This window comes from Risungbinella massiliensis, assembly GCF_000942395.1.
In the GTDB taxonomy this organism is placed as follows: domain Bacteria; phylum Bacillota; class Bacilli; order Thermoactinomycetales; family Thermoactinomycetaceae; genus Risungbinella; species Risungbinella massiliensis.
Window position 1 is genome coordinate 1,279,489 of sequence record NZ_LN812102.1, and the last position, 25,452, is coordinate 1,304,940.

Consider the following 25,452-nt stretch of genomic DNA (forward strand, 5'->3'; position numbering starts at 1 on the left):
AATATATACGCTTCTTCGACGTCTCCTATTTTACTCCCCATCTTTAGAAGCGTCAAGGAATCGCCACAATGGGAGATTTTGAGAATGGCACTTCAAAATAAGAAGAAGGGGACTAATACTCTATGTTTTCAAAAAAATCATCGAAAAATGCTACTGTTCCTTTTTCTGAACTTAGTAGCATTTTTCTTAGACTAACATGGACAGACCCTGTTCTCTTCTTTTGGATAGCTTTCAGTAGCCAGACTTCTTGGTCTTTCCTTCCTTTCCTTCCATCTTTAAATGGAATCTAATCCAAACACTCTGTGTAGTTCTTTTGCTGCTGTTAATGCAAGTTCTTGCTCTACTAAACAAGAAACTTTAATCTCCGATGTGGTGACCATTTTGATTCGAACCCCAGCACTACTTAACGTCTGAAAAATTTGAGCTGCTACTCCTGGACGAGTCATCATCCCTACCCCAACTGCTGATACCTTAGCAAGTCCCATTTCAGCTTCTAATCGCTGATACTCTAAAACTTCCTTGTTTTGTTCTAAGATCTCTCGTGCTTGATCTGACTCTTCTTCTGCCAAACTAAATGAGATATCAACTCGTTCTTCTGCATGTTCACTCAGACCAATCATGTCCACATTAATATGGGCATCCGCCAAAGTTTGAAACAGCTGTGCCAATGTATTCTCCCGATTTGGCAGACCAAATACGGTCATTCTCGCTACTTCCAGATCATGTGCAATTCCTCTAACTTGTAAAGTTGTCTCCATTTTTTCTACCTCCACGATATCTGTACCAGGTTCCTCTACAAAACTAGAACGGACTACCAAGTTCACTCCATGTACTAATGCACATTCTACCGATCTTGGATGAAGGACTCCCGCACCCAAATGAGCCAATTCTAGCATCTCTTGATAGGAGATCTCGCTCATCTTTTGAGCAGTAGGAATGTATCTAGGGTCCGCTGTATAAACACCATTCACATCTGTATAAATTTCACAACGGTCTGCTTGGAGAGCTGCAGCTAAAATCACCGCTGTTGTGTCCGATCCTCCGCGACCAAGTGTCGTAATCTCTCCGGTATCGGTAATCCCTTGGAAACCTGCTACAATCGGGACAGCACCTTCCACGATCACCTCTGCTAATGTGGAAGTATCTACTTCACTTACTTTGGCTTTTCCATGTACCGCTTCCGTATGAATTCCCGCTTGCCATCCGGTTAATGATCTCGCTAGAACCCCAACCTCTTGTAGTGCCATAGCAAGTAACGAGATCGTCACTTGTTCTCCCGTCGTCACAAGCATATCCATCTCACGGGCTGAAGGTTTGGTACTAATTTGTTTGGCTAAACCAATGAGATCATCTGTGGTTTTACCCATTGCCGATACAACAACTACAGGATGTTCTCCTGCTTCTAAGCTCTTTTGAATTCTACTAGCAACTTTCCTAATTCGATCTACATCTGCTACAGAAGTTCCTCCAAATTTCATTACGACGACGCTCATCTTGCTTTCCTCCATCTCCTGAACTTCTACCAGTCACTAGAACAGCAAAAGAACATAACAAAAAGACCACAGCGAAAGAAAAGAGGCTGGGTCTGGACGTCCTTCTTCTCTCCCATGTATAGTGCTCCACAAAACAAAAGCTTTGTGACAGTGCCGTCCTCTTCGGTAACGACCCCAATCAGAAACATAGCGGAGTATGGATCTGACTTCGGCGAAAGTACCCTTTCCTCCCTAATCATCGGCTTCCGCGCCTCCTAGTGAGTACTGATGTCTTCCGCGACCTCTATCGCACAGGTAGAAATATATTTGGTTTAAGTGATGAAGCGATTTTATCATACGTTGTTTTTATAATCAACATCGTTGTATTCTGATAAAAATAGGTATTTGAAATTAATGATTTTCCAATATGTTAGTAGTGAACTACATCGCCATTGAAATGGCAGCTTCTCGATTCATTGAATCGACCAACGTCGCATTCTCCACGAAGGCACGTTCCATGCCTATATTAGGTTTAGTTCTAACTGTCCGCATTTTAGCGCTGGAACATGTCCAACTGCTTTATGTAGTATGTTTCTTGCCGCATTTACATCTCTATCTTCTGTATAACCGCAAGAGCAACTATGGACTCTATCTTTTCGTTCTTTTTTTACGATCTGACCACATTTTGAGCAAGCCTGAGACGTGTTGTATGGGTCCACTTGTATTACTTGCTTACCAGCATATTCTGCTTTGTAGGAAGTGAACTGTACAAGTTGATTCCATCCAGCATCCACAATACTTTTGGCTAATTTGTGATTCAAGACCATTCCTTTGATATTTAGATCTTCAAAGGCAATTAGATCATAGCGATCTACTAGATACCTACTAATTTTATGGGCAATGTCTTTTCTTTGATTTGCTATGTACTCATGTAGCTTTGCAAGCAAAGCTACAGCCTTTCTACGACGATTGGAACCTTTCTTACGTTTAGATACTATGCGCTGAAGTCGTTTTAGTTTTCGTTCTGACTTTCTAAAATACTTAGGGTGTTCGAAAAATTCTCCATCAGATGTAATAGCAAGATGTCTAACACCAAGATCAACACCGACTTGTTTCCCTGTTGAGTGTGTTATGGTTTCGATTTCACAGGAAAAACAAGCATAGTACTTTCCGTTTTTTCGGATGATGGTACAAGTCTTGATCTTTCCTTCTACTTGTCTGTGGCATTTGATGCGAACATTACCGATCTTAGACAGTTTCAGATATTTCCCATCAAGAGAAAACCCACTTTGTGGGTATGTGAAGCTATCATAACGGTTTTTACCTTGAAAGCGTGGGTATCCTGCTTTCTCTCCCACTTTGATTCTACGAAAAAACCCTTTAAATGCTTTATCTAAACGACGTAGAATGTCCTGTAACACTTGCGATTGTACCTGCTTGAACTCTGGAAACTCTTTCTTTAGTCGTGGTAATTCATTCTGTTGCATGTTGTAGTTAACGGAAATACCACGTTTTTCATAAGAAAACTTTCGTTGTTCCAAAGCTGTATTGTATAGCCAGCGACACAAATTCAAGGTAGTTTCGATTCGTTCCATTTGTACCCGATTAGGTTCTATCTTGAATTTGTACGACTTCATCATTTGATTTTCCCCCTTTCTTTTTCTGATTTTCCATGTACTTACGAATCGTTTCTTCCGAAATAGAGCCAATGGTTTCCATGTAGAAGCTGCTATTCCAAAGATGACCACCCCATAACTTATTTCTTAGCCTCGGGAACTTTAGAAATAACTTCCTAGCGGAAATACCTTTCAACATTTTCATAATGTATGATGGAGCTACTTTAGGATGAGCAGAAGCAAAGACATGGACGTGGTCTTGCTCTCCCACCTCCATCATAGCTACTTCAAACCCTTTCTCCTCCGCAATCTCTTGAAAAATAACTTTTAGATACGTTTCAATCTCTTGATCCAGTACGGCTCTACGATACTTCACCGACCATACCATGTGGTAGTTGACATTATACACGCAAGTCCTAGCGTGTTTTACAGTGTTTTTACTCATACATATAGTATGACAAAAATAGGGTAAATATAGTAACATATAAGGATAATTATATTACATATAGTAGGAGGAAAGTGCAAAAAATAAATTGCTCTAAGCATCCCCACAAGGGGGATACCGAGCAATGCTCCCTTTCATCTACCCCATTGAAATGGGGAGAATTCCCGTTCGCAAATCTTAAAATAAAGCAGGTAATTTAAAGAACGTATAAATTTTAAAATAGAGAGGAGATACTATCAATTGAAAAAAAATAATCTATTATTTAATCTTATTGGAGCATTAGTTTGTTTTATATTGTTTGTTATAGGTATGTTTTACTCTGACCAAATAATCTTATTGACTTTAATTGGAATAATAGGATTGTCAGGTTTTTCTTACTATATATTTAGAATTGTGTTAAATATAATAAAAAAATAGCCCATCTTGGGCTAATATATAATGTGCCGTCCTAATGTATGTCTAGCTATTGAATCACTTTCCTATCTACTTTCCGTTTTAGATCTTCTACTTCTGATTCTAATTGTTCCTGACGTGTCACCCATCCAACCATCAAATCTTGCACTGTAACTAAATTCTGATTCATCGATACAAAACCTGTTTCGATCATCTGTTCCATCCGGTCCAGTCTTCTTTCCAACTGTCCCATCCGCCCATCTGTTTTCTCTATGTTTAGCTTGACGGATTGATCGATCTTATGTATCTCTTTCTGAACCAAGTCTATATTCTCTGCCATTGCCAATACTGTATGTGAGAGACTCTCTACTTTGTTATCAATGAGATGTATCTTAGAGTCCAAAGTTGTGGATAAACTCTCTAAACCCTCTATTTTTGTTTCAATATTGCCTATTCTAATTTCTAACTTCTGGAGACTCGCTTCCAGATTGCTAATCTGTATCTCTAGTATTTCCATCCGAGCAAACTGGCGGTGCTCTAATCCATCAATCAGCGACTTTAGGACCATGTCATTTGCTTCTCCACGTTGTTCTATCGTTACAGCAAACTCTTCTGATATCCCTTCTAACGTACCGGCAACCTTCATCACTTCTTCTCGGGTTGCCATCTGCTCCAATTGCCTTGTTAGATGATCCAAGCGTTCTGCATGTTCCTTTAAAGCAGAATGGATCTCTACAAGTTTCTCTGATGACAGATTCATGCCACATCCCTACTCTTTAAATGATAGACATATTTTACCTTTTTCTATGTTACTATACAAGCATCATTCCCATTATTCCGAAAACAATTCGTTCTAATTTCCCACTATGCTTTTTGTGCTAGCACTTCCTTTGCGATCTTTTCTAGTACCCCGTTTATATTTTGATTAATCTGCCTTCCAGTAAAGCGTAGTACCTTCCATCCATACTTACGTAATACTCTGGTTTTCTTCCGATCATTCCTTTTTTGATCTGGGCTAGAATGATAGTTGGCCCCATCACATTCAATAGCAATCCGTTCTTTTTTTAGTACCAAGTCCACCGCATATCCAGCGATCTGATATTGTGCATGAACATTGTAACCCGCTTGCTTCAAGGCATCATACAAGCGGGCTTCAATATAGCTCTCTGTCTTTAAACGTTGCCAATCTGGTAGTTTACTCGTTCGTTTCCATTGAGCGAAAAAAGTAAACAGGCGCTTCCAAAACTGAAATTCTCGTTTCACTTTTAGCCAAAAAGGGGCCATATTAAGAACCACTTTTTCGAAGATAACTAGTTACATCTTGTTTCCTTTTTCGTTCAATGATCTGCGCGATGGTGAGTCCACTCAAAGCAGCCATCGGTGTTCCTCCTCCTGGATGCGTACTACCACCTGTATAGTAGAGTCCCTCGATCCGTGGGTCTTTCATCGGTGGTCGGAGAAAAGCTCCTTTTCCATGGAATACAGGTCCATGTATCGAGCCTTGCCATGCACCAGACATTTCTTCGATCTCTTTTGGACCATAAAAACGTTCTTCTTCAATCGATTCTTCTAGCCCTTTTAAACCCCAGTCGTTCTCCAACCAGTACACAATATTTTCACGATATTGATAATAACGATCGAACCAGCTTTCTTCTCGCTGATTCCCTTCATTGGCTGGTACATTAATCTGGATATAGAGATTGCTTCCTTCTTTTGGAGCACGATCATATTCAGAAAAACTAGAGTTACAAACATAGATTGCTGGCGATAGAGACCATTCTCTAAGGTCAAAGATGTCCACAAATTCACGGCCATAGTTTTCTGGAAAAAAGAGATTATGATGATGTAGATGAGGGAATTTTTTATTAATACCAAGTAACGTAATAAATCCAGACATACTAGGATTCGAATGCTTACTGGATCGATTTGTCTGACTCAACAGTTGTTCTTTCGTTGTTCGCACATCTACATTACTAATAACAAAGTCTGCTTCCCACACATGATCTTCTGTACGAACTCCTGTTACCACCCCATTTGCAGATAATATCTCTTCTGCTGGTGTACTTTTATATATTTTGACTCCTACCGAACGTGCTAGACGTTCAAAGGATTCGATGAGGCGATAGTTGCCACCCTCAATATAAAAAGCGCCTTGCACTAATTCTAAGTATGCAATCCATGAAAGAGTAGCAGGTGTCTGATAAGGAGACGAACCTATATAAGTAGCATAGCGATTCATCATTGCAACTAAGCGAGAGTCATCGAAAAAGGTACGATGAAAATGATCCATACTCTGAAATGGATGGACAGATAGTAGTGACTTTAAAAGGGTAGGCGAAAAGTAATCGGACCATTCCACCACTGGATTTTCAAAAAAGTTTTCCGCTACCACCTTATAGATTCGTTCTATTTCATGAAGATAAGCGAGAAACCCTTCTCTATTTTCTGGAGAGAACTTGTCCAACTGATCTAACATATGTTTTGCATCGGAGCTAAGATCCATCATAGATCCACTACCAAAAAAATTCCGACTAGTCACTGTTAATGGGAGAAATCGGAGCATTGGATCAACTGTTTTACCAGCTTCCCGAAAAACTCGCTCAAATACCCATGGCATCGTAATCATGGTGGGTCCAAAATCGTAAGTATACTCTCCTACTTGTAGTTTTTGTAGTTTGCCTCCAAGAGTAACATTTCGTTCTAATAATGTGATTTCATAGCCTTTGGATGCTAGGACGCTCGCTGATACGAGTCCCGCAATTCCACCACCAATTACCACTCCTTTTTTCATAAGAACACCGCTAGGAAGATATTTAGCTACTTTCCCCTGCGACTTCTCTCCTTTCATAATAAAAATTTAATCATTCGGATCTTAATAAATAGGAGCATGTTGCATAATTAGCCCAAAGCCAGAGGTTTTCCCCTTTTGAGATGCGACTATGGGCGATAGGGAGCCGGAGCAGATCATAAGCGGGAAAACCGGCGGCGCGCCTACGTTTAATTTGGATTAATACAACAAGCTAAAATAGGAATAAAAATATTGCGAATGAATTTGGTTGAATATTTGTACTTTCCCCACTAAATATCTTAAACCTGTTTTTCTTCAAAAAACAACATAAAACACGAACACTTTGGCAAAATCCTTTCCAGACCTTTTGATTAATCTTCTTGTTTATTACATCCCACACCATCCATAAAGACATTTACTACCGTTTGGGCTGTCTCTAATAATTTAGGCTCTTGGTTATCTTGAAATATCGTAATCTGACAAGACAAAGCATCGAGCATGCCAAGCCAAATATCTACCAACGTTCGCAAGCGATCTGCTTGGTTTTGAATTTCACCTGTTTCCATTGCTATTTGAAGCATATTCATGTAAGGAATCACGATATATCGCTCATATGTTTCTTGTACTTGCTGGATCAAGCTCGCTTCTAGGTGTTCCTCCACATCACGCATTAAGGTACTCATGGATATAGGGGCACATCGAAAAAACACATATGCCAATTCAAAAAGTTTGCTACGTATAGACTGAGATCCTTCCAACCCTTTTAAAATTTCTTTACTTACTCGTTCTAAATGAGTGCATAAAACAGCAGTATACAGGTGCTCTTTATCTGGAAAATAGTGATATAAGGTAGGCTTGGTAATCCCTACTTCTTTGGTTATATTACTAATCGAAACCGCTGCATATCCACTTTTCATGAATAACAGCCCTGCATGATGTAAAATTTGACTTTCCGTGTCTAATTTTTTTTGCTCGGATCGCTTCGGACGACCAGGAGAACGTTTCCCTACATTGGTTCTATATTTTTTCCCCACCAATTTTCAAAATTCTCCTCACACAATAATATACTATTCGGTATATTTATTTTATAATCTATTTCTTCAAGGAGCAAGTTTATTCCATTAAAATTACAAAATATCCTGAAATTAGGATTCATAAATGATGATTTAGACCTACCAAATGATTATTTCCCCAGAAATGAGCCTGGGAATCACTATATGTAAAAATGATTGAGATAATATAAGACGATGAGAAAAGAGTGCAACTCTCTACTCACTGTTGACTCCTTATTGACCTATTTTTTAAAATGAGAAGATAATTTTTCATAAAAAGGATGCTAAACCAAATGATAAGACAAGCCAAGCAAACAGATGCACCATTTATCATTCCCCCTCTTTATGAGACGATTGGGGCGATTGGCAATACACTAGCAGGAACTACTGATCCGACAAAAACAATCGAAATACTATCTGCTTTTTTTGCATTGCCGAACAACCGACTCAGCTATCTAAATACATGGGTATTGGAGATGGATCATCAAATTGCTGGATTCTTTGTAGCTTATGCAGGGGATCAATCGGAGCAGTTAGATCGGCCTTTCCTAGACCGATCTTTTTCATCTGAATCTAGCAAAATTTCGATTGACAAAGAACCAGAGCCAGGCGAGTTCTACTTAGATACACTATATGTTCATCCTAATTTCCGTGGACAAGCTCTTGGACGCCAGCTACTAATTGCCTTTGAAAAAATAGGATCTGAGTTAGGATTCTCTCGATTTGGACTACTAGTAGAAAAAGAAAACCTCCCTGCCTATCATCTCTATCAGAAGATTGGTTATCATCCAGACAAAGAAAAACGGATTAGCGAGACTCTTTATCAACATATGATATTAGAAAAAAGAGATGAAAAAATTGCGCTTAACCTACCTTTAGACTTTTTACTCATTTAACCCACAACCTTTAATGAATGCGTTTAGTACGCAAACTTCATTACCTATCTCGGTAAAGGAAAGTAGATAACAGATATTTTTACTCAGAATAAAAGGATTGTCCTTATTCCTTTTTCAGATTTTAGATAAATCTCATAGAATTGCAAAGAACGTCATCAAGATCTCTTGATAACACTATTTGATCCTTCATAATGTATTCTGTCTTAAAACTACCAGTATTGCTTTTTTATTTTCAATATTTACTCTTTCTTTTTGTGACAAATTTGTTAAAATGAAAATATAATTTTTAGTCTTTTCCAAAAAGGCGGTGTTAATATGAATTTATACACTCGTTATATTTACTCAACTCTTGTCATTATTTTAGTCGGTTTGGTAAGTAGCTTTTTTTGTTACTTTGCACTTCCTTGGTTAGAGCAAATGATTTACCACTCCTCTGCTCAATATGAAGCATTCTTCTATGTTGGGGCCTGGCACCATTATGTAAACGCTATCAATTCTTTGTTATTGTGGATCCTCTTTCTTCTTATGGTACTACCTATCTTACGTAGATGGCTCTCACAGACAGGTCGTACCCAAAGTGCTGAACGTTCCAAATTTTATCGTCAGGTTCGGGTGATTCTCCTTCCGATCATCCTGATCTTAACGCTCGGTCAAGTAGGAAGCCATGTTGGTGTCGAAAAGAACGGTTTGGTCGAAAGTAACTTTTTTGGTTTATGGGAAAAGAAAATTTCGTGGTCAGAGGTTCAAAAAGTCGAATTAGGTTGGAGACTAATAGGAAAAAGTGAATTTTTTACTCCACAATATAAGCTTGAGTTAGCAAACGGAGAGTCGATTGATCTCTGGGAAATGGATATGACGGGAATTCAACAATCGCTGGCCGCTGCCAACATCTATCCTGACCCGACGAAAGTAAAGGAGATTCAGAAAATCCACCAAATACTAGTTGCTAACTCCACGAAAATAGAAACCACTAAGTGCCTACAACCAATCGATTTATATAAGCTGGAAGGTACTTGGAATAAGCAATCAGAGTGGATTAAATCTCTTTATCCTATATGTAAATAGTAGTTAAGACAAATGAAATTGAAAGCATAGCCAAACCTCCAAAGCTATGCTTTCAATGTCTATTCGCAATTTTTTTGCAAAATAGGATGATGATTCATTAATGGTATAATGAAAGCGTTACTTACTATGAAATGGTAATCGTTCAACCAAATAGAAAACGCTTACCTCGATCTAAATACCTACTATCATGAACTATACTTTTTATAAGGGGATGATTTCTTTGAAAAAGTTAATCAATAATCCGGAAGAAGTAGTACGAGATATGATTGATGGTATGGTGTTTGCACATCCAGACAAACTGCAAAATTTAGAAGATACAACTGTTCTAATTCGTGCAAATGCTCCCACAAAAGGGAAAGTAGGGCTGGTTAGTGGTGGCGGAAGCGGACATGAACCATCTCACGCAGGTTTTGTTGGGATCGGTATGCTCGATGCAGCAGTCGCTGGAGAAGTCTTTACTTCCCCAACTCCAGACCAAATCTTCGAAGCAATCAAAGCAGTAGATTCAGGAAAAGGAGTACTTTTAATTATTAAAAACTACTCTGGAGATGTAATGAATTTTGAGATGGCAGCCGAGTTGGCAGAAATGGAAGGGATTCAGGTTGCCAAAGTCATCGTAAATGATGATGTTGCAGTGGAGGATAGTACTTATACAACTGGGCGGAGAGGAATTGCCGGAACTGTTTTGGTTCACAAGATCGCTGGAGCTCTTGCTGAAAGGGAAGCTTCTTTAGAGGAACTAGAACAAGTGGCAAACAAAGTCATCCGGAATGTACGAAGCATGGGAATGTCTTTGACTTCATGCACTGTTCCTGCCGCTGGGAGACCTGGTTTTGAGATTAATGAAAACGAGATGGAAATCGGAATGGGGATTCATGGAGAGCCTGGGATTTATCGCACGGAAATAGCTTCAGCGAATGATGTAGCGGAGATTCTGTTAACCCGTGTTTTAGATGATATGAAGTTAACGAATGGAGACCGGGTAGCTGTCATGATCAACGGTCTTGGAGCAACTCCATTGATGGAGCTATACATTATAAATAAAAGAATTTCTCAACTTCTACAAGAAAAAGGGATCGCGGTATTCGATACTTTTGTAGGGGAATACATGACAGCCATCGAAATGGCAGGATGTTCCGTCACTCTCCTCAAATTAGATGATCAATTGATAGATCTACTTGATGCACCAGTTGATACCATAGCTTGGAAAAAGTAGCAAGGAGGATTCATGATGTTAATCAAATCAGAACATATTTTACAATGGATGGGTTTATTAAATACTCAGATCGATAGACATAAAGATTATCTAACTGGGCTTGATCAAGCAATCGGCGACGGGGATCATGGAATTAACATGGCTAGAGGGTTAAGAGAAATAAATAACAAAATTCATCAAAGTTCACAACAAGACATTGGGAAGTTATTATCCGATATCGGAATGGTACTCATCTCCAAAGTGGGAGGTGCTTCTGGCCCCTTATTTGGTACTGCCTTTATGAAAGCAGCACAAGCTGTTAAAGGAAAAACAGAAATCTCCATTAGTGAACTAGGACAAGCCCTTCATGAAGCGATTGGTGGTATCAAATTGAGAGGAAAATCGCAGGTCGGCGACAAAACGATGCTCGACGTTTGGGAACCTGTTGCTGAGTATGTAGAATTAAATATCGAGGCGTTGAATTTTCGAGAATTGATAATATATGCGAAAGAACAGATGATCAAAACGAAAGAAATAGATGCTAAGAAAGGGCGTGCCGCATATCTAGGAAGCCGTTCTATTGGACACTTGGACCCAGGAGCTGTTTCATCTTATTTTGTGTTTGAGACGCTATGTCTAGCTATACTTGGAGAAAACCTATCCGATGATTTATTAGAGGCGACTATATAATGGAGCATGTTGGAATTGTTCTTGTTTCTCATAGCCATGATCTAGTAGAAGGGCTAAAAAAAATACTGATCCAATTGAACTCTGATGTTCCCATTGCCACAGCAGGCGGAACGGATGAGGAGGAAATTGGTACTAGTGCCCTTAAAATACAAAATGCCATCAAATCCGTCTATTCCCAAAAGGGAGTTATTGTTTTCTTTGACCTTGGTAGTGCACTGATGAATACCGAAATGGCATTAGAATGGTTAGCAGATGAAAATCTAACCAATATTCATATTGCAGATTCTCCCATTGTAGAGGGTGCTTACGCAGCTGTTGTACAGTCTGGAATCGGCAGTTCTTTAGAAGAAGTGATAAAAGTAACAAAAGAAGCAAAATCGTTTAATAAGCTATAGATAAAGGGATTGTATCAAAAACATAATGCAAACAACTTGGTCTCCCAGTATCAATGGGTGACCTTTTCTTTTTTCTGTTTTTGCAAACAGGAATAGATGAACCTCTCCCGCCTATAGAGGTGGGAGTTTCTTACCAACAAGATAGAAAATGCCCCTATGTACATAGAGGTTTGCCTTATATACTTAACCCAAAGGATTGGAAGTCACCTTCTTCTCTTAGTAAGCAACATACACGAAAGTGTATGGGTCGGAACAGACCGTCTACTACTTTTCGCAAAAACGATCCGTATATACGTTACACTTATCGTCGCAAATAGGACCTATTTACGATCGTGCAGGAATCATTTTACGTGGTGACTGCTGATCCTCACCACAACCCTATATGATTCCGTTCTCAAGGTACAGTACGTATGTACGTGTTTTATGTTTCTACCATTTGCTTTCTTTTCCTTCTTAGAAAAAGAAAGTTTGTTCTAAGTACCCCCTTTAAGGGGATACCGAACAAAGCCCAACAAACAAATAAACACTAATGATTTCATTCGAACTCGTAATCATGACTTTTTTGATCGTTAAGTATATGGAGCCACTATCGAATAGGATAGGGGCTTCTTCGCATTTGACAAATTGAAAGTACCAAGAAAAAACACCTCCTGAGAATCGTATAATCGATTTGAAGGTGTCTTCTTGTTTCTTTTTTCTGGAGTTTTAGGCTTGATCATCTGTAAGTGGTGTTTTTTGCTTTGCTCTGAGTACTTGTAAGATCTCTTTTGCCAGTTTATCTCCAATCCCTGCTTTTCGATATTCCTCTATGGAAGCTTCTCTCATCTTTTCAATTGAACCAAAATGGCGGTACAACTGACGTTTTCGCTTTTCTCCCACACCGGGAATATTATCAAGAGCTGATTGGATCATCGATTTCCCACGTGCTTGACGATGAAATGAGATTGCAAAACGGTGGACTTCCTCTTGGATTCGCTGAACCAGATAAAACTCTTCTGTCCCTCGTTTTAAATCAACAACACTAGGTGGCTCTCCATACAATAGATTGGCTGTCTGATGACGATCATCTTTTACCATTCCTGCTACCGGAACATAAAGACCTAACTCATTTTCTAATACATCCATTGCTACTGCCATCTGACCCTTTCCTCCATCAATCAAAATCAGATCAGGTAGTGGCAAGTTTTCCTTTAGAACCCTTATATAACGACGACGAATCACCTCTCGCATCGTGCCATAGTCATCTGCTTGAGTGATCGTTCGAATCTTATATTTTCGATATTCCTTTTTGTCTGGTTTTCCATCTCGAAACACAACCATTGCGGAGACGGGATCTGCACCCTGAATATTGGAGTTATCAAACGCCTCAATCCGTTTGGGCAAACCGATCCCCATCGCTTCTCCTAACTGTTCCATCGCCCGCACCGTACGTTGCTCATCTCGTTCCATAAGAGCTAGCCGTTCTTTTAGGGCAACGGTAGCGTTATCTGTCGCCATCTGCACCAAGTTCTTTTTTGCTCCACGTTGTGGTACATGTACTTTCACTTGTGGAATCAGCTGTTGTACTAACTCATCTGCCACTCCTTGCGGTAGAAAAACCTCTTTCGGAAGAGCTGGCTGATCTTGATAAAATTGAGCTACAAAAGTCAAAAAATCTTCTGCTGGCTCGTTAAAATGAGGGAAAATCGCAACGTCTCGTTCGATCAGTTTTCCTTGTCGTACAAAAAAGACTTGTACACACATCGTCCCTTGCAACACGGAATAGCCAAAAACATCCCGATCAATTGCATCAGGCAATACAATATTTTGTTTCTCCATCACCGTTTCAATATCGGCGATCAGATCTCGAAACTCTTTAGCACGCTCAAACTCCAAACTCTCGGCTGCTTCTGCCATTTTTTGTGCCAGTTCACGCTTTAGTTCTGGATAGCCACCATTTAAGAAGCTACTGATCTTTTTCGTCATCTCCTCATACGTTTCCAAGCTTACCTCATATTCACAAGGAGCAAGACACTGTCCTAGATGGTAGTAGAGACAGACTCGCTTGGGGAGAGTACTACACTTACGTAACGGAAAAAGCCTGTCGAGCAGCTTTTTTGCCTGCTGGGCTGCTCCCGCATTTGGATAAGGTCCAAAATACTTGGAACCATCCTTCTTCACCTTTCGAGTCACCTCTAGTCGTGGATGACGTTCTTTTGTTAGATGAAGATACGGATATGATTTGTCATCTTTTAACATGATGTTATAGCGCGGACGATACTTTTTAATTAAATTGGCTTCCAATATAAGTGATTCCAATTCGGAACCGGTGACAATATACTCAAAATCGACGATATCCATGACGAGACGTGTCGTCTTCGCATCATGTGACCCAGTAAAGTAAGATCGTACCCTATTTTTTAAGACCTTGGCTTTCCCTACATAGATCACTTCGTCCTCTACATTTCGCATCAAATAACAGCCTGGCTGATCTGGTAACAACGTTAGTTTATCGGTAATAGTTTTGTTCACGTTTTTTCCCTCCTCCCGTACATTTGTTTGTTTTTTATTTTATCATAGGGCGCAACGTTAGCTAGAAAAGGGAATGTTGAATTTTATTGATGTCTTGGCATATAAAATTTACTTTCCTTCCTAGACAGTAATTAGATGCTATAACATAATAGTATATATCTATCTAAGGGAGGCGACCGAATGATTCGTCGTCATGGTTTTAAATTGACATTAATCAATGCAACTGGGTTCATTGGAATGTTTATCTTATCGATGATCCTTTATCTCGTTTTAGGTGCAATCATTATGGGGGTAGTAGGATTTGATTTTCTAAGTATATTTAATGAACTAGCAATCAATCCTTATGGTGCGGAAGAATTACTCATAAACAAATTGATAGATTCCGTTTGGATCTTCATATTAGTAGGACTTCTCTTTTCTATCTTCGTTATCGTTTTGTCGGCTTTCTACTCTGGAGGAATTTATAAGTCCACTGCAAAAGCGGTATTTGAAGATCATGTTAGCTATATGGACTTTTTCATTCAAGGTTTCCGATATTGGGTGAAACTCATTTTGCTTTGCTTGATACAGGTTGTGGTAATGCTTGTCTTTTTTGGAATCACTACATTGTTGTATTCCTTTACCATAGGTACTAGTTTGGAATTATGGATTAACTTTTTGGTAGTGATAGCTGAACTTATTATCATTCTTCCATTTTCCTTTGCTCCCATTATTATCGTTCAGGAAAATGTTTCTGCTTTTAAAGGAGTTCTTCTTTCATTCAAACTATGGAAGAGCCCACTTTCATTTTTATGGACCTTCATCACGATGTTCCTAATCGCTGTCGGTGTTATGATTGTGTTCTATGGAATAGGATTATTAATCGCTTTCTTCTTCGGCTTCTTCTCTGATCCTACCAGTTTCGATACAACAAATTGGTTCGGTATTATAGTACTAATTATCTATGCGATTATCTTTTTAATCGTCTTTGTGCCTTTTACAATGACACTGATTACGGTATACCAAGTAAACCGTTACCGCACTACCTTGCGTCCAAAACTATTTGGAGGTGGAAATCCTCCTTCCGGTGGTGGCAATGGTGGATTTACATATACTCCTCCAACTGATCCATCACCTTATAACGGATCATCACCATATGTTGGTTATGGAAATGAATCCAATGACTCAAATAACTCTACTCCGTCCAACTATAGCTTTGGAAGTGATCCAACACCGTCTACATCTAATGAAGAGGAGCAAAAACCTGCTAGTGGGACGACGAATACAAATCCAAGCCATGGTGGTGGCTCAAGCTTTGACCCTCCGTCAAGTTCGACTCCTTCCAATGATGGCGGGAATTTCAGCTTTGGAGATCAAAATAACTACACCAATTATGGCAGTGACAATACGAATAAATGGTAAATTACAAGCCCCTCTAAACACTAGAGGGGCTTTTTCTAAAAACTATTCAACTAAAAAAAATTCGATATAGAAGAAGAAGATAGCTTACTTATGCTCTTTATCGAAAAATACGATCAATCTCTTTTATCTCTTCATCCGTTAAACGTACATCCAATGTTTTTAAATTGTTTAATACCTGATCTGCTCTCTTTGCACCGGGGATCAAAGCGTCTATTCCATCTTGGGTTAAATACCAAGCCAACACAACATGGGCAACTTCTACACCTTTAGCCTCTGCAATCTTACGTATAAGCTCCACTTTTTCTAGATTTTGTACAAATGCTTCACCTTGAAAATGAGGCATTTTGGCACGAAGATCATGGAATACCATCTCTTTATTGTATTTACCAGCTAGCAAGCCAGATGCGAGAGGAAAGTATGGAATAAAGGAGATGTTGTGTTCTATAGCATATGGTAATAGTTCTTTCTCTGCGTCACGTTGCAATAAATTGTATTCCCCTTGATAGACATCAACATAACCATCTTTATTCGCTTCTTTCAGTTGCTCAATAGAAAAGTTAGACACACCAATTGCTCTAATTTTGCCTTCATCTTTGAGCTGTTTTAAAGCACCAACTGCCTCGTCTTTTGGTGTTTCTTGATCTGGAAAATGAATATAATACAAATCTATGTAATCCGTTTGCAACCGTTTCAAACTATCTTCTACCGATTGCTTTAGAAAAGCAGGTGAATTGTCAAACACAATGTCTTTTCCAACAAACTTGTGAGCTCCTTTTGTAGCAAGGACGACACCTTCTCGAACACCTGCTTCTTTCAGAACTTCCCCAATTAATTCCTCTGAACGTTCTGGTCCGTAAATATAAGCCGTATCCAAGAAATTCATACCATGATCCAATGCTGCCCGAACTAAGTCTTTTCCCACTTGTTCATCTAAGTTAGGATAAAGATTATGTCCACCAACTGCATTTGTGCCAAGTCCAATAGGATTTACATACAAATCTGTTTTTCCGAGTTGTATTTTTCTTGTCATCTAGCCAACTCCTTCGAGTATTGAAATATCACGATATCTAAATTCCCCTTATTAAAAAAAATTAACATGATATTTTTATGGGACATATGAATTAGAGATACCTAGCTCTGTTGCTATCATTCTGGTTCCTTTAGATTCTTACTGATTAATTCTATTATGCTCTCATAATAAGATAGGTCATGTGGGACAAATTGATTTTTGTTTACCATCATCTGAATCGGTATTTTGTTTCCAACATCATCCATCTCAAAACCTTCCACGCTAATTTCTTCTTTTTCTCCTAACCAGAGTTCTCGAAAGTCATCAAATTTCGCCTTCACTATCCCCGAAACTTCTTCTCTTTGTAGATTGTATTCGTCTAAATGAATATTACTTTGATATAAAAATACATGAGCTAATTCTTTATCCATAAAGTCGTCCTTTATGGCACAATATTTGATCACACCCATGGAGATCAGCTCGTCCATTAAGACATCGATTCCTATTTCTTCTTTCACTTCTCTTATACCATCCCCAATTGACTCATGAGCCAATATATGTCCAGCAGCGGTAATGTCGAAAAGATCAGGATAATCCTTTTTCCATTCACTACGAATTTGCAAATGAATATAGTCTATCCCATTTTCGTTACTCGTGATCCAACAGTGGAATGTCTTATGCCAGTACCCCTTGTTGTGTACTTCAGAACGCGTAGCCACTCCTAACTCGTTTCCATGTTCGTCGAATGTTTTTATTATTTCGTTTTCCATTGTTGTACTTCTCCTTTGGATTTTTGAGTTATTTTCTAGTGGTATATAGAAAAAGCAACTCCTCCCTCGGGAAGAGTCGCCTTTCATTCGTCTATATCTTTATGATTATGCGTATTCTTTCAGCCATTCAACCAATTGTTCTTTTGGTTGTAGACCAGATAGTTTGGAAACCATTTTTCCGTCTTTGAAAACGATCATGGTTGGAATGCTCATAATACCAAATTTCCCAGCAGTTTCTGGGTTGTTATCTACATTGATCTTGGCAATCTTCACTTGATCGCCTATCTCTTGATCTACTTCTTCAAGGATTGGAGCGAGCATTTTACAAGGTCCGCACCAAGGAGCCCAAAAGTCTACTAGAACTGTGCCAGTGCCTTCGGCTTCTACATTATTCGCAAAGTTTTGATCTGTTACTTCTACAATCGCCATCAGCGAGTACCTCCTCTATCTTTACAACGACAAATCGTTGTTAGTATACCACGCAGGGAGAATTCCTACCATGCCAGTCTTATGATAAGCATATGGAAAAAGAGAAACAGGCGTACTCGAAGTGTTTCCGAATTCGCCTGACTCATATTCTCACTGTAAGGTATATATTTACGCTTTTGCTCCATTTAAAACCTGTTTTAGTTCTTGGGTTAAAAGTGGAACTACTTCGAATAGATCACCAACTATGCCATAATCCGCTATTTGGAAGATTGGAGCTTCAGGGTCTTTGTTGATCGCCACGATCACTTTTGAGTTGGACATTCCTGCTACATGTTGGATTGCTCCCGAGATGCCACATGCTATATAGAGATCAGGGGTTACTACTTTCCCTGTTTGACCAATTTGAAGGGCATAGTCACAATATCCAGAATCGCAAGCACCACGAGAAGCACCTACCGCAGCACCTAGAACATCAGCGAGTTCTTGAAGTGGTTGGAAACCTTCAGCACTTTTCACTCCACGCCCACCTGAAATAACAACCCGGGCTTCGCTGAGATCTACACCATCTGTTGCTTTCCGAACTACATTTTGGACAATAGTGCGAAGTAGTGACTTATCCAAGTTCACCGATACTTCTGTTACGGTAACATCCCGATTGGGATCAGCTGAACTCGCTTCGATATTATTTGGACGTATCGTAGCAAACAACATGCCACTCTGTACTTTTTTCTTGGCAAATGCTTTTCCTGCATAGATTGGACGAGTGAATACAATCTCCCCATCCAAGACTTCTAAAGATGTGCAATCCGAAAGAAGTCCTGTTCCGAGCCGAGCTGCAAGGCGTGGGCTAATATCTCGTCCTACCGCCGTATGACCCGTAAGAATGGCATCTGGTTGTACTTGATCAATAATTTGACGATAAGCTTGGAAATAGGCATCGGTTGTATATTGATCAAAAGATGCATCGGTCACCACCAATACTTGGTCAGCTCCATGGTGCCCTAAAGTTTTGCCTAATTCTGTAGCATTGCTCCCCAATACAGCAGCTACTACTTCCCCATTTCCGGCAATCTTCCGAGCGGCTGCTAGGCTCTCAAGCGCGACTTGACGTAATTTTTGTTCCCGAACATCTGCTAAAACCAATACTTTTGTGCTCATTTGAACCTCTCCCCTCTTAGATTACTTTCGCTTCTTTATGCAGACGATCCACTAGCTCTTTCACCTGTTCACTGATCTCGCCTGACAACACTACACCTGCTTGTTTTGGTGGAGGTAAGAAGAGGCTTTCTGTAGTGGTTTTTGCCTCTAACTTTTCGTCTTCTAGATCTAAATCGTCTAGATCCACTGTTGTAAGCGGTTTCTTTTTTGCTTTCATAATTCCAGGTAAAGATGGGTAACGAGGATCATTTAACCCCTGTTGAGCAGTTAGGAGAATCGGAAGTTGGCTCTCGATCACCTCTTGATCTCCCTCTACATCTTTCTCGACGATTACTTTTTCTCCCTCAATAGTTAACTTCGTAATGGTGGAGATATGGGCAATTTGGAGTAGTTCAGCTAAACGTGGACCAACTTGAGCAGAACCATAATCTACAGCCATATAACCACAAAGGATAATATCAAATTCGAGATCTTCCTCTTCGATCGTAGCCTTTATAATGTGCGCAATAGAATGCTCGTCTAACTCTCCCTCAGCCTCCTCAATATCTACTAGTACTGCTTTATCTGCACCCATTGCTAAAGCTGTACGTAGTGCCGTTTTGGATTCTTCTGTACCTACTGTCAATACCGTTACTTCTCCACCGTGTGCTTCTTTCAACCGAATCGCTTCTTCCACCGCATATTCATCATACGGATTTACCACTAACTCTACTCCATCTTCTACAATCGCACCGTTCTGAATCACAATTTTCTCTTCTGTGTCAAAGGTCTGCTTTAGGCATACCAAAATATTCAAACTGTTATCCCCCTTTTTGTCATTCCTATTATTAGGAGTAATAAGAATATTATCGATATAGGTTTCTTCCCTTTTTTAGAAGCAGAAGAAACCTATCTATTCGATTTGTTTTAAAACCATAAACTATCTTGAAACACCTACAGGCTCACGCTTGCCCATTCCTCCCACAAATAGTTGATGAATAGGCTCAATCTGGTCGACAAGTCGATACTTACGATCATTCATAATCCAAGAACTAGCCGTCTCATCTAACGTTCCAAAGATCATTTTGCGAGCCACCCGAATGTCTAAGTCAGATCGGAACAATCCAGTTTCAATACCAAACTGAATAACACTATCGATGAGCGCAAAATATTTTTTTAGGATGGTGCCTAACTCCTGACGGATCGCAGGGTTAGATTGACGCAACTCAATCTGTGTCACAATTGCAAGCTGAGGATCTTGTTCTAAGTTTTCAAAGTGGAGACGGATTAGATGATAAAGTTGTTCACTTGGTGAGTCATAATGAGACAATTGTTCAGTGGCATCATCAATAAATTTGCCCATTTTTTCACTAAAGAGAGATATCAATACATCTTCTTTGTTATTAAAGTAAAGATAAATAGTTCCGTCCGCTACTTTTGCTTCTTTCGCAATCCGAGAAACCTGTGCTTGATGGTAACCATTCTCCGCAATTACTTTCACTGCCGCGTCTAATATTGCTTCGTATTTTTCACCTGTTCGTTTTGCCATAAAAAATAAACCCTCTCCAAAAAATGAATGACTGTTCATTCAAATTAATTTTAGTTGGAATATAAACTAATGTCAATGAAAGAACACAGAAAATAGACATACCCCTGTGTTCCACGATAAAAGCATATTGTAGGTTGTTACATCGAGTAAGTTGTACAATGCCAATGTTTAGAATCCGATTTTCTTTTACCTTGCCAACCCATTTTTTGTAGTTCTTTTGCAATTAACAAATTAAAAAATCCATGCCCAACCAAAGCTACTGATTTATGTTTTTGAGCATATTCAGTTAATAATAAACTTGCCTTTTTCGCTCTCTGTATTTTGGCATTGCTTACCGATTCACATCTCCTTGCATAACCACTAAGCCATAAACACCGAAAAAGAACTGCCCATACGTTAGATGTTAGTTTTATACCCCAAAAATTGATATCAGGATCAGGCAATTCTGTTTCACGAAATAGTGGAAGGGATATGGTTTTTACATTTTTATTTAATATCTGTGCTGATTCAATTGATCTTTTTAAATCACTAGTAATCACTATATTCGCTTGTGAAATTTTTTCAAGTGTATTGGCGGGATACACATTCTCTTCGAATACTCCATGGGAATCATATTGTTCAACCCATTTTTTAAAATCCTTGCAAGTTATTTGAGCCTGCTCAGTATATTTAGATTTACCATGTCGAATCAATGATATTTCCATTTATAAATCTCCTGTATAGTTTTAGTATTTCGTATTTTCATAACGGAAACTATACCAAAGAAATGCAATCCACTCCATTACGGCTGTTTTATAGACGTTACACAAATTTTCTAACAGAGCATGTTGCATAATTAGGCTAAAGCCAGAGGTTTTCCCCTTTTGAGATGCGACTATGAGTGGTAGGGATCCGGAGCAGATCAGAAGCGGGAAAACCGGCGGCGCGCCTATGTTGAACTTTGATTTATGTATCAAGCTATAACATAATAATGAGAGAAAAGGAGGTTGAGAAATTGAAACTTACCGGATCTAGCATCTATTTACGATTTTTTTATGCGAGTATTAGAAAAAGCAGGCTTTATCAAAGAAGGAATTGCACGAAAAAATGTGCAGATCAATGGACGTTGGGAAGACCACCAAATACTCGCAATTATCCAAGAAGATTTAGGGTACTTAGATATATATTCTTGAGACTCCACACGCTTGAAAGCGTGGGATTCTTGAGTAGTTAGCGTTCTCAATCCATTTCTGCTTTGAACAACTCTCCAGTTCAGGGCTGTCTCATCAGCCCATCCCATGCAGTTAGAGATGTACCTACATGGGCGGAACACCTGTTACCAGTGTTCTAGTTCCTTATCATGAACTCTAATAGTTTTACGCAGTAGGAGAATCTTTTGCCACTGCAACCCCATACTATTACATTTTCAAGGAACAAAATCTGCTACAAGCAGTATGAGCACCGCTCATGTATTCTGTATTTCGATCAATTGTTTCCAAATCCTTTTTAAAAATGGTTGCTCTAAGCATCCCTACAAAGGGGATACCGAGCAACGCCGCCTTTCATCCCACGATTGAAACCGTGGGATGAAAGGCGGCAAAATTCTGGTAAACAAATGAGACAAAGCGACCTACCAATTCAGGTACGTCGCTTTTAGATGATATGTTCTTCCATAAATCTTCTTGTCCAGCGAATAAAATCTTCCACATCTTCTTTGGTAAACTGATCCCATGATCCATGTGCCGCTTTATTGCGCACATCTTGGTAAGCAGTCACTTGTTTTTGTGTCAATTTATGATAGACACCTGCTTTGACAAGACTTACATTCATCTGCTCCACTCTTGAGTTAGAGGTGATCGGAATTTCATGAACTTGACAGAGCCGTCGTAGCCCATCTTCTAGAACACAACCTGTGATAACTGCCGATGCGCCATAGTATTGAAACTCAAGTAGATGCTCTGCTTGCTCCAATAAATCATCAAAAAATTCAGCAGCCAAAAGCGTTTTGAGATTCGTTAGAAACCCATGTTCAAACTCATCTTGTGCGGCTTGTAAAATACCCAGAGCAGTACGCAAACTACGAGGTCGATCTATGTCTCCAATTCCTCGTATGTTTTCCATAAAGATCGATTCTCGTCCAAATACAATAAGGAGTAGATTTTGCGCACTGGTTAGAAATTGATATGCTTTCTGTTCGTCCAACACGGTATACGTTAAGTTCAGTCCCTCTGACTCGTGCTTCCTTTCTGTTAGGAGAACATCTTCACCTAATTGAACCAACGTTCGAAAACGCTGGAGAATCCGTGCTTGTGTGTTCAATTCCTACACCTACCTAGAATCTAGATTTGAGGATAAAATCCTCTCTAGTTTCTATGGTATTCAACAGAAATACTTTGTTCTATTCTGTCATCTCAGTTAGATGAATAGCTCCAAAAACAAACATCGCAACTGCATCGCCAAATGCGTCTTCATCTAAGGAGAATCTTGGATGATGGTGTGGGAAGTCGGTTCCCTTTTCCGCGTTTGCTGAACCTACATTAAAAAACGTGCCCGGTGCCTTCGTCAAATAAGCAGAGAAATCTTCTCCGCCCATTTGTGGGGTGCCAAAGCACAATTTTTCTTCCCCTAAATGAGTACGGATCACTTCCTCCATTTGTTTGGTCACCCACTCATCGTTAATTACCGGTCGATAGCCACGACGATACGAAAATTGATACTCGGCACCATAGGATTGGGTGATGCCTTTGATGGTCTGCTCGATCCAGACTGGTGCTAGAGTCCGTAGTTCTTCCGAGTAGGTTCTCACTGTTCCCATCATATGCATTGTACTTGGAATTACATTATCGGTAGTACCAGCACTCACTTTGGTAACACTCACGACCATTGGATCAAGAGGGTCTTTTCGACGTGAAACTATCTTTTGCAGTGAGCTGATCACCTCTGCACCAATAGCGATTGGATCGATACATTCATGTGGTGATGCAGCATGACCACCTTTTCCAATGATCTTCATCTCAAAGGTATCAGGAGCAGCCATCATCGGACCATAGGTTACAGAGATCCTACCAGTCGCTAACTGAGAGCTAAAGTGATTGCCGATCACATAATCGACCCCATCCATCACACCTTGATCCACCATCTCTTGCGCTCCACCTGGGAATTTTTCCTCGGCGTGCTGAAAGAGAAAACGAATCTCGCCAGCCAGTTCAGATTGATACTGACTTAATATTTGGACTGCCCCCAATAGTGTTGCTGTATGCCCATCATGACCACAAGCATGCATCACCCCCGGATTATGGGATTTATGTGCAAACTCATTTTCTTCCAGTATAGGTAGTGCATCCATATCAGCACGAAGCGCTATTGTTTTCCCCGGTTTCGCTCCAACTAAGCAGGCCATGATACTATTCTTGGTAGGTCTAGATAATTGGAGGTTTTCAAAACTCTCTAAGATGCTCCAAACATAATTTGCTGTTTGTTCTTCTTGAAACGACAACTCTGGATGTTGATGAAGGTGACGATACCAACTGATAACATCTTGTTTCCCTTCTTGGATCCATTGTTTGAGCAAGCTGATTTCCCCTCTTCAAAAAATTACAGTTATGATATTCATGCAACCATTTAAACGATTCGCTCTGCTCGTAATTTCTCCCTTTGATAAAATACGCTCTATTTTTCACTTTAGATCTGATTTGGGCTTACCAAAATAAACGTTATGTCTATAAAGTACGCCTTATCAATTACCTAGAAATGAAGAACTCGATATTTATTTAGTGCTTCTTGAATTTTTATTTGGGCCGCTTGCAAATATTGCAACAACTCACTTACCCTCTCTGGCTCTGAAATACGGTATTCTGGACCAGCAATTGCAAGGGATGCAAGAATTTCAGAATGATAGTTAAACAATGGTACTGCAATGCCAAAAATATTTTCCGAGTACTCCCCGATACTATGCGCCCAACCATTTTCCTTAATTTGAATAAGGTCATCTCGCAATCGATCCACATTTGTAACAGTCTGATCCGTGATAGGATCAAGTCCTTTAATCATGATCGATTCCTGTTTTTCCTTCGTTAGATATGCCATGATCACCTTATTAGAAGAGCCTGCATATAGAGGCGTCTTCGTCCCAATTTGCAATGAATACTTTACTCTTTGCGTGCTCTCCACAAAGTGCAAACAGATTCCTTTGTTACCTTCTCGTCCTGTCAGGAAAATGGATTCTCCTGTCTTTTCACACAAATCTTCCATCATAGGTTGAATTACATCTGTAAAATGATTTCTTTCTCTTACCATTTGTCCATAAACCCAGAACTTCAATCCTAACTCATATTTCTTTGTCTCTTGATTCTGAATCAAAAACCCTCTTTTTTCAAAAGTTGATAATATTCTATATACAACAGAATGATTCATTTCTACTTCTTTCGCTAACTCTCGCACACCCCAACTGGACTTCTGTTCGGTGAAGTACTCTAATAAATGTAAGGAAGTATCCAAAGTTTTTAGACTCACTGCACTACACCTCTTCCGGTTCGATATTAGAAACGCATTAAAACTTTTTGATTTTTATTATAAATTTTCTAAAAAAAATTTTCAATTAAAACACCTATTTTTTATAATAATAATATTTTCCAATTAAATAAATGCAAAATTTCTTTTC

The 25,452-nt window shown here is 39.4% G+C and carries 24 protein-coding genes, 1 pseudogene and 1 riboswitch; of the genes and pseudogenes, 7 read left to right on the top strand and 18 right to left on the bottom strand.

Annotated features, from left to right (window positions below; translation table 11 throughout):
* Nucleotides 1-275: 275 nt before the first annotated feature.
* The 7 genes from VJ09_RS06715 to VJ09_RS17525 form a co-directional block, all read right to left on the bottom strand.
* Nucleotides 276-1,493: an aspartate kinase gene (locus VJ09_RS06715; protein WP_044640796.1), complete on the bottom strand. Its 1,218-nt coding sequence runs from the start codon at nucleotides 1,491-1,493 to the stop codon at nucleotides 276-278.
* Nucleotides 1,494-1,604: 111 nt separating this feature from the next.
* Nucleotides 1,605-1,787, bottom strand: a riboswitch (Lysine riboswitch).
* Between the two features lie 206 nt (nucleotides 1,788-1,993).
* The gene (locus VJ09_RS06725; protein ID WP_044640798.1) at nucleotides 1,994-3,112 is read right to left on the bottom strand and encodes an RNA-guided endonuclease InsQ/TnpB family protein; all 1,119 of its coding nucleotides are present in this window, start codon (nucleotides 3,110-3,112) and stop codon (nucleotides 1,994-1,996) included.
* On the bottom strand, nucleotides 3,078-3,533 hold the full coding sequence (gene tnpA, locus VJ09_RS06730) for an IS200/IS605 family transposase (protein ID WP_082050442.1): 456 nt from the start codon (nucleotides 3,531-3,533) through the stop codon (nucleotides 3,078-3,080). Before tnpA ends, VJ09_RS06725 begins: the two co-directional genes overlap by 35 nt.
* A gap of 463 nt (nucleotides 3,534-3,996) precedes the next feature.
* On the bottom strand, nucleotides 3,997-4,686 hold the full coding sequence (locus VJ09_RS06735) for a hypothetical protein (RefSeq protein ID WP_044640800.1): 690 nt from the start codon (nucleotides 4,684-4,686) through the stop codon (nucleotides 3,997-3,999).
* Between the two features lie 104 nt (nucleotides 4,687-4,790).
* A complete protein-coding gene (locus tag VJ09_RS06740; RefSeq protein WP_052807261.1) occupies nucleotides 4,791-5,210 on the bottom strand; it encodes an endonuclease domain-containing protein in 420 nt (139 codons plus the stop codon).
* 1 nt (nucleotide 5,211) lies between these two features.
* Complete coding sequence (locus VJ09_RS06745; RefSeq protein WP_044640801.1) at nucleotides 5,212-6,717, bottom strand: phytoene desaturase family protein; 1,506 nt, start codon at nucleotides 6,715-6,717, stop codon at nucleotides 5,212-5,214.
* A 368-nt stretch (nucleotides 6,718-7,085) separates the two neighbouring features.
* Nucleotides 7,086-7,748, bottom strand: coding sequence for a TetR/AcrR family transcriptional regulator (locus VJ09_RS17525; RefSeq protein ID WP_147635447.1), 663 nt, complete (start codon nucleotides 7,746-7,748; stop codon nucleotides 7,086-7,088).
* A gap of 311 nt (nucleotides 7,749-8,059) precedes the next feature.
* Here VJ09_RS17525 and VJ09_RS06755 point away from each other — a divergent pair, with 311 nt between their 5' ends.
* From VJ09_RS06755 to dhaM, 5 genes are all read left to right on the top strand, one after another.
* On the top strand, nucleotides 8,060-8,662 hold the full coding sequence (locus VJ09_RS06755; protein ID WP_044640802.1) for a GNAT family N-acetyltransferase: 603 nt from the start codon (nucleotides 8,060-8,062) through the stop codon (nucleotides 8,660-8,662).
* 315 nt (nucleotides 8,663-8,977) lie between these two features.
* A complete protein-coding gene (locus VJ09_RS06760; RefSeq protein WP_044640803.1) occupies nucleotides 8,978-9,727 on the top strand; it encodes a hypothetical protein in 750 nt (249 codons plus the stop codon).
* A 220-nt stretch (nucleotides 9,728-9,947) separates the two neighbouring features.
* Nucleotides 9,948-10,943, top strand: coding sequence for a dihydroxyacetone kinase subunit DhaK (dhaK, locus tag VJ09_RS06765; RefSeq protein ID WP_044640804.1), 996 nt, complete (start codon nucleotides 9,948-9,950; stop codon nucleotides 10,941-10,943).
* 15 nt (nucleotides 10,944-10,958) lie between these two features.
* The gene (gene dhaL, locus VJ09_RS06770) at nucleotides 10,959-11,612 is read left to right on the top strand and encodes a dihydroxyacetone kinase subunit DhaL (protein ID WP_044640805.1); all 654 of its coding nucleotides are present in this window, start codon (nucleotides 10,959-10,961) and stop codon (nucleotides 11,610-11,612) included.
* Nucleotides 11,612-12,007: a dihydroxyacetone kinase phosphoryl donor subunit DhaM gene (gene dhaM / locus VJ09_RS06775; protein WP_044640806.1), complete on the top strand. Its 396-nt coding sequence runs from the start codon at nucleotides 11,612-11,614 to the stop codon at nucleotides 12,005-12,007. Before dhaL ends, dhaM begins: the two co-directional genes overlap by 1 nt.
* Nucleotides 12,008-12,712: 705 nt before the next feature.
* Here dhaM and uvrC read toward each other — a convergent pair.
* Nucleotides 12,713-14,518, bottom strand: coding sequence for an excinuclease ABC subunit UvrC (uvrC, locus tag VJ09_RS06780; protein WP_044640807.1), 1,806 nt, complete (start codon nucleotides 14,516-14,518; stop codon nucleotides 12,713-12,715).
* Nucleotides 14,519-14,698: 180 nt separating this feature from the next.
* Here uvrC and VJ09_RS06785 point away from each other — a divergent pair, with 180 nt between their 5' ends.
* The gene (locus VJ09_RS06785; protein WP_044640808.1) at nucleotides 14,699-15,919 is read left to right on the top strand and encodes a cation-translocating P-type ATPase; all 1,221 of its coding nucleotides are present in this window, start codon (nucleotides 14,699-14,701) and stop codon (nucleotides 15,917-15,919) included.
* Nucleotides 15,920-16,016: 97 nt separating this feature from the next.
* Here the strand turns inward: VJ09_RS06785 and VJ09_RS06790 are convergent, their stop codons facing one another.
* From VJ09_RS06790 to VJ09_RS06820, 7 genes are all read right to left on the bottom strand, one after another.
* Entirely contained in the window at nucleotides 16,017-16,949 is a 933-nt protein-coding gene (locus VJ09_RS06790; RefSeq protein ID WP_044640809.1) for an aldo/keto reductase, read from the bottom strand.
* 116 nt (nucleotides 16,950-17,065) lie between these two features.
* Nucleotides 17,066-17,698, bottom strand: a complete 633-nt coding sequence (locus tag VJ09_RS06795) for an NUDIX hydrolase (protein ID WP_044640810.1) — start codon at nucleotides 17,696-17,698, stop codon at nucleotides 17,066-17,068.
* 105 nt (nucleotides 17,699-17,803) lie between these two features.
* Nucleotides 17,804-18,127: a thioredoxin gene (gene trxA, locus VJ09_RS06800; RefSeq protein ID WP_044640811.1), complete on the bottom strand. Its 324-nt coding sequence runs from the start codon at nucleotides 18,125-18,127 to the stop codon at nucleotides 17,804-17,806.
* Between the two features lie 168 nt (nucleotides 18,128-18,295).
* Nucleotides 18,296-19,285: an electron transfer flavoprotein subunit alpha/FixB family protein gene (locus VJ09_RS06805; protein ID WP_044640812.1), complete on the bottom strand. Its 990-nt coding sequence runs from the start codon at nucleotides 19,283-19,285 to the stop codon at nucleotides 18,296-18,298.
* Nucleotides 19,286-19,301: 16 nt separating this feature from the next.
* Nucleotides 19,302-20,081, bottom strand: coding sequence for an electron transfer flavoprotein subunit beta/FixA family protein (locus tag VJ09_RS06810; protein ID WP_044640813.1), 780 nt, complete (start codon nucleotides 20,079-20,081; stop codon nucleotides 19,302-19,304).
* 123 nt (nucleotides 20,082-20,204) lie between these two features.
* Entirely contained in the window at nucleotides 20,205-20,813 is a 609-nt protein-coding gene (locus VJ09_RS06815; RefSeq protein ID WP_044640814.1) for a TetR/AcrR family transcriptional regulator, read from the bottom strand.
* 137 nt (nucleotides 20,814-20,950) lie between these two features.
* Complete coding sequence (locus VJ09_RS06820; protein WP_044640815.1) at nucleotides 20,951-21,517, bottom strand: histidine phosphatase family protein; 567 nt, start codon at nucleotides 21,515-21,517, stop codon at nucleotides 20,951-20,953.
* 330 nt (nucleotides 21,518-21,847) lie between these two features.
* Between VJ09_RS06820 and VJ09_RS18700 the strand changes: the two are divergent.
* Nucleotides 21,848-21,985, top strand: a pseudogene (locus tag VJ09_RS18700) (GNAT family N-acetyltransferase); the annotation flags it as partial.
* Between the two features lie 460 nt (nucleotides 21,986-22,445).
* Here VJ09_RS18700 and VJ09_RS06825 read toward each other — a convergent pair.
* The 3 genes from VJ09_RS06825 to VJ09_RS06835 all read right to left on the bottom strand — a co-directional run bounded on the left by VJ09_RS06825 (nucleotide 22,446) and on the right by VJ09_RS06835 (nucleotide 25,304).
* Complete coding sequence (locus tag VJ09_RS06825) at nucleotides 22,446-23,111, bottom strand: hypothetical protein (protein ID WP_044640816.1); 666 nt, start codon at nucleotides 23,109-23,111, stop codon at nucleotides 22,446-22,448.
* A 79-nt stretch (nucleotides 23,112-23,190) separates the two neighbouring features.
* Nucleotides 23,191-24,363: a M20 metallopeptidase family protein gene (locus tag VJ09_RS06830; protein WP_187118685.1), complete on the bottom strand. Its 1,173-nt coding sequence runs from the start codon at nucleotides 24,361-24,363 to the stop codon at nucleotides 23,191-23,193.
* Between the two features lie 173 nt (nucleotides 24,364-24,536).
* Entirely contained in the window at nucleotides 24,537-25,304 is a 768-nt protein-coding gene (locus tag VJ09_RS06835) for an IclR family transcriptional regulator (protein WP_044640818.1), read from the bottom strand.
* Between the last annotated feature and the right edge of the window lie 148 nt (nucleotides 25,305-25,452).

Bases quoted from the DNA above. Each gene is read 5' to 3' on its own strand.
- VJ09_RS06790 (WP_044640809.1), bottom strand. From the start codon at position 16,949: ATGACAAGAAAAATACAACTCGGAAAAACAGATTTGTATGTAAATCCT.
- trxA (WP_044640811.1), bottom strand. From the start codon at position 18,127: ATGGCGATTGTAGAAGTAACAGATCAAAACTTTGCGAATAATGTAGAA.
- VJ09_RS06785 (WP_044640808.1), top strand. From the start codon at position 14,699: ATGATTCGTCGTCATGGTTTTAAATTGACATTAATCAATGCAACTGGG.
- VJ09_RS06795 (WP_044640810.1), bottom strand. From the start codon at position 17,698: ATGGAAAACGAAATAATAAAAACATTCGACGAACATGGAAACGAGTTA.
- dhaL (WP_044640805.1), top strand. From the start codon at position 10,959: ATGTTAATCAAATCAGAACATATTTTACAATGGATGGGTTTATTAAAT.
- dhaM (WP_044640806.1), top strand. From the start codon at position 11,612: ATGGAGCATGTTGGAATTGTTCTTGTTTCTCATAGCCATGATCTAGTA.
- VJ09_RS06760 (WP_044640803.1), top strand. From the start codon at position 8,978: ATGAATTTATACACTCGTTATATTTACTCAACTCTTGTCATTATTTTA.
- VJ09_RS06715 (WP_044640796.1), bottom strand. From the start codon at position 1,493: ATGAGCGTCGTCGTAATGAAATTTGGAGGAACTTCTGTAGCAGATGTA.
- VJ09_RS06740 (WP_052807261.1), bottom strand. From the start codon at position 5,210: ATGGCCCCTTTTTGGCTAAAAGTGAAACGAGAATTTCAGTTTTGGAAG.
- VJ09_RS06745 (WP_044640801.1), bottom strand. From the start codon at position 6,717: ATGAAAAAAGGAGTGGTAATTGGTGGTGGAATTGCGGGACTCGTATCA.
- VJ09_RS06805 (WP_044640812.1), bottom strand. From the start codon at position 19,285: ATGAGCACAAAAGTATTGGTTTTAGCAGATGTTCGGGAACAAAAATTA.
- VJ09_RS06755 (WP_044640802.1), top strand. From the start codon at position 8,060: ATGATAAGACAAGCCAAGCAAACAGATGCACCATTTATCATTCCCCCT.
- tnpA (WP_082050442.1), bottom strand. From the start codon at position 3,533: ATGAGTAAAAACACTGTAAAACACGCTAGGACTTGCGTGTATAATGTC.
- VJ09_RS06725 (WP_044640798.1), bottom strand. From the start codon at position 3,112: ATGATGAAGTCGTACAAATTCAAGATAGAACCTAATCGGGTACAAATG.
- VJ09_RS06820 (WP_044640815.1), bottom strand. From the start codon at position 21,517: ATGGAAATATCATTGATTCGACATGGTAAATCTAAATATACTGAGCAG.
- VJ09_RS06735 (WP_044640800.1), bottom strand. From the start codon at position 4,686: ATGAATCTGTCATCAGAGAAACTTGTAGAGATCCATTCTGCTTTAAAG.
- VJ09_RS06815 (WP_044640814.1), bottom strand. From the start codon at position 20,813: ATGGCAAAACGAACAGGTGAAAAATACGAAGCAATATTAGACGCGGCA.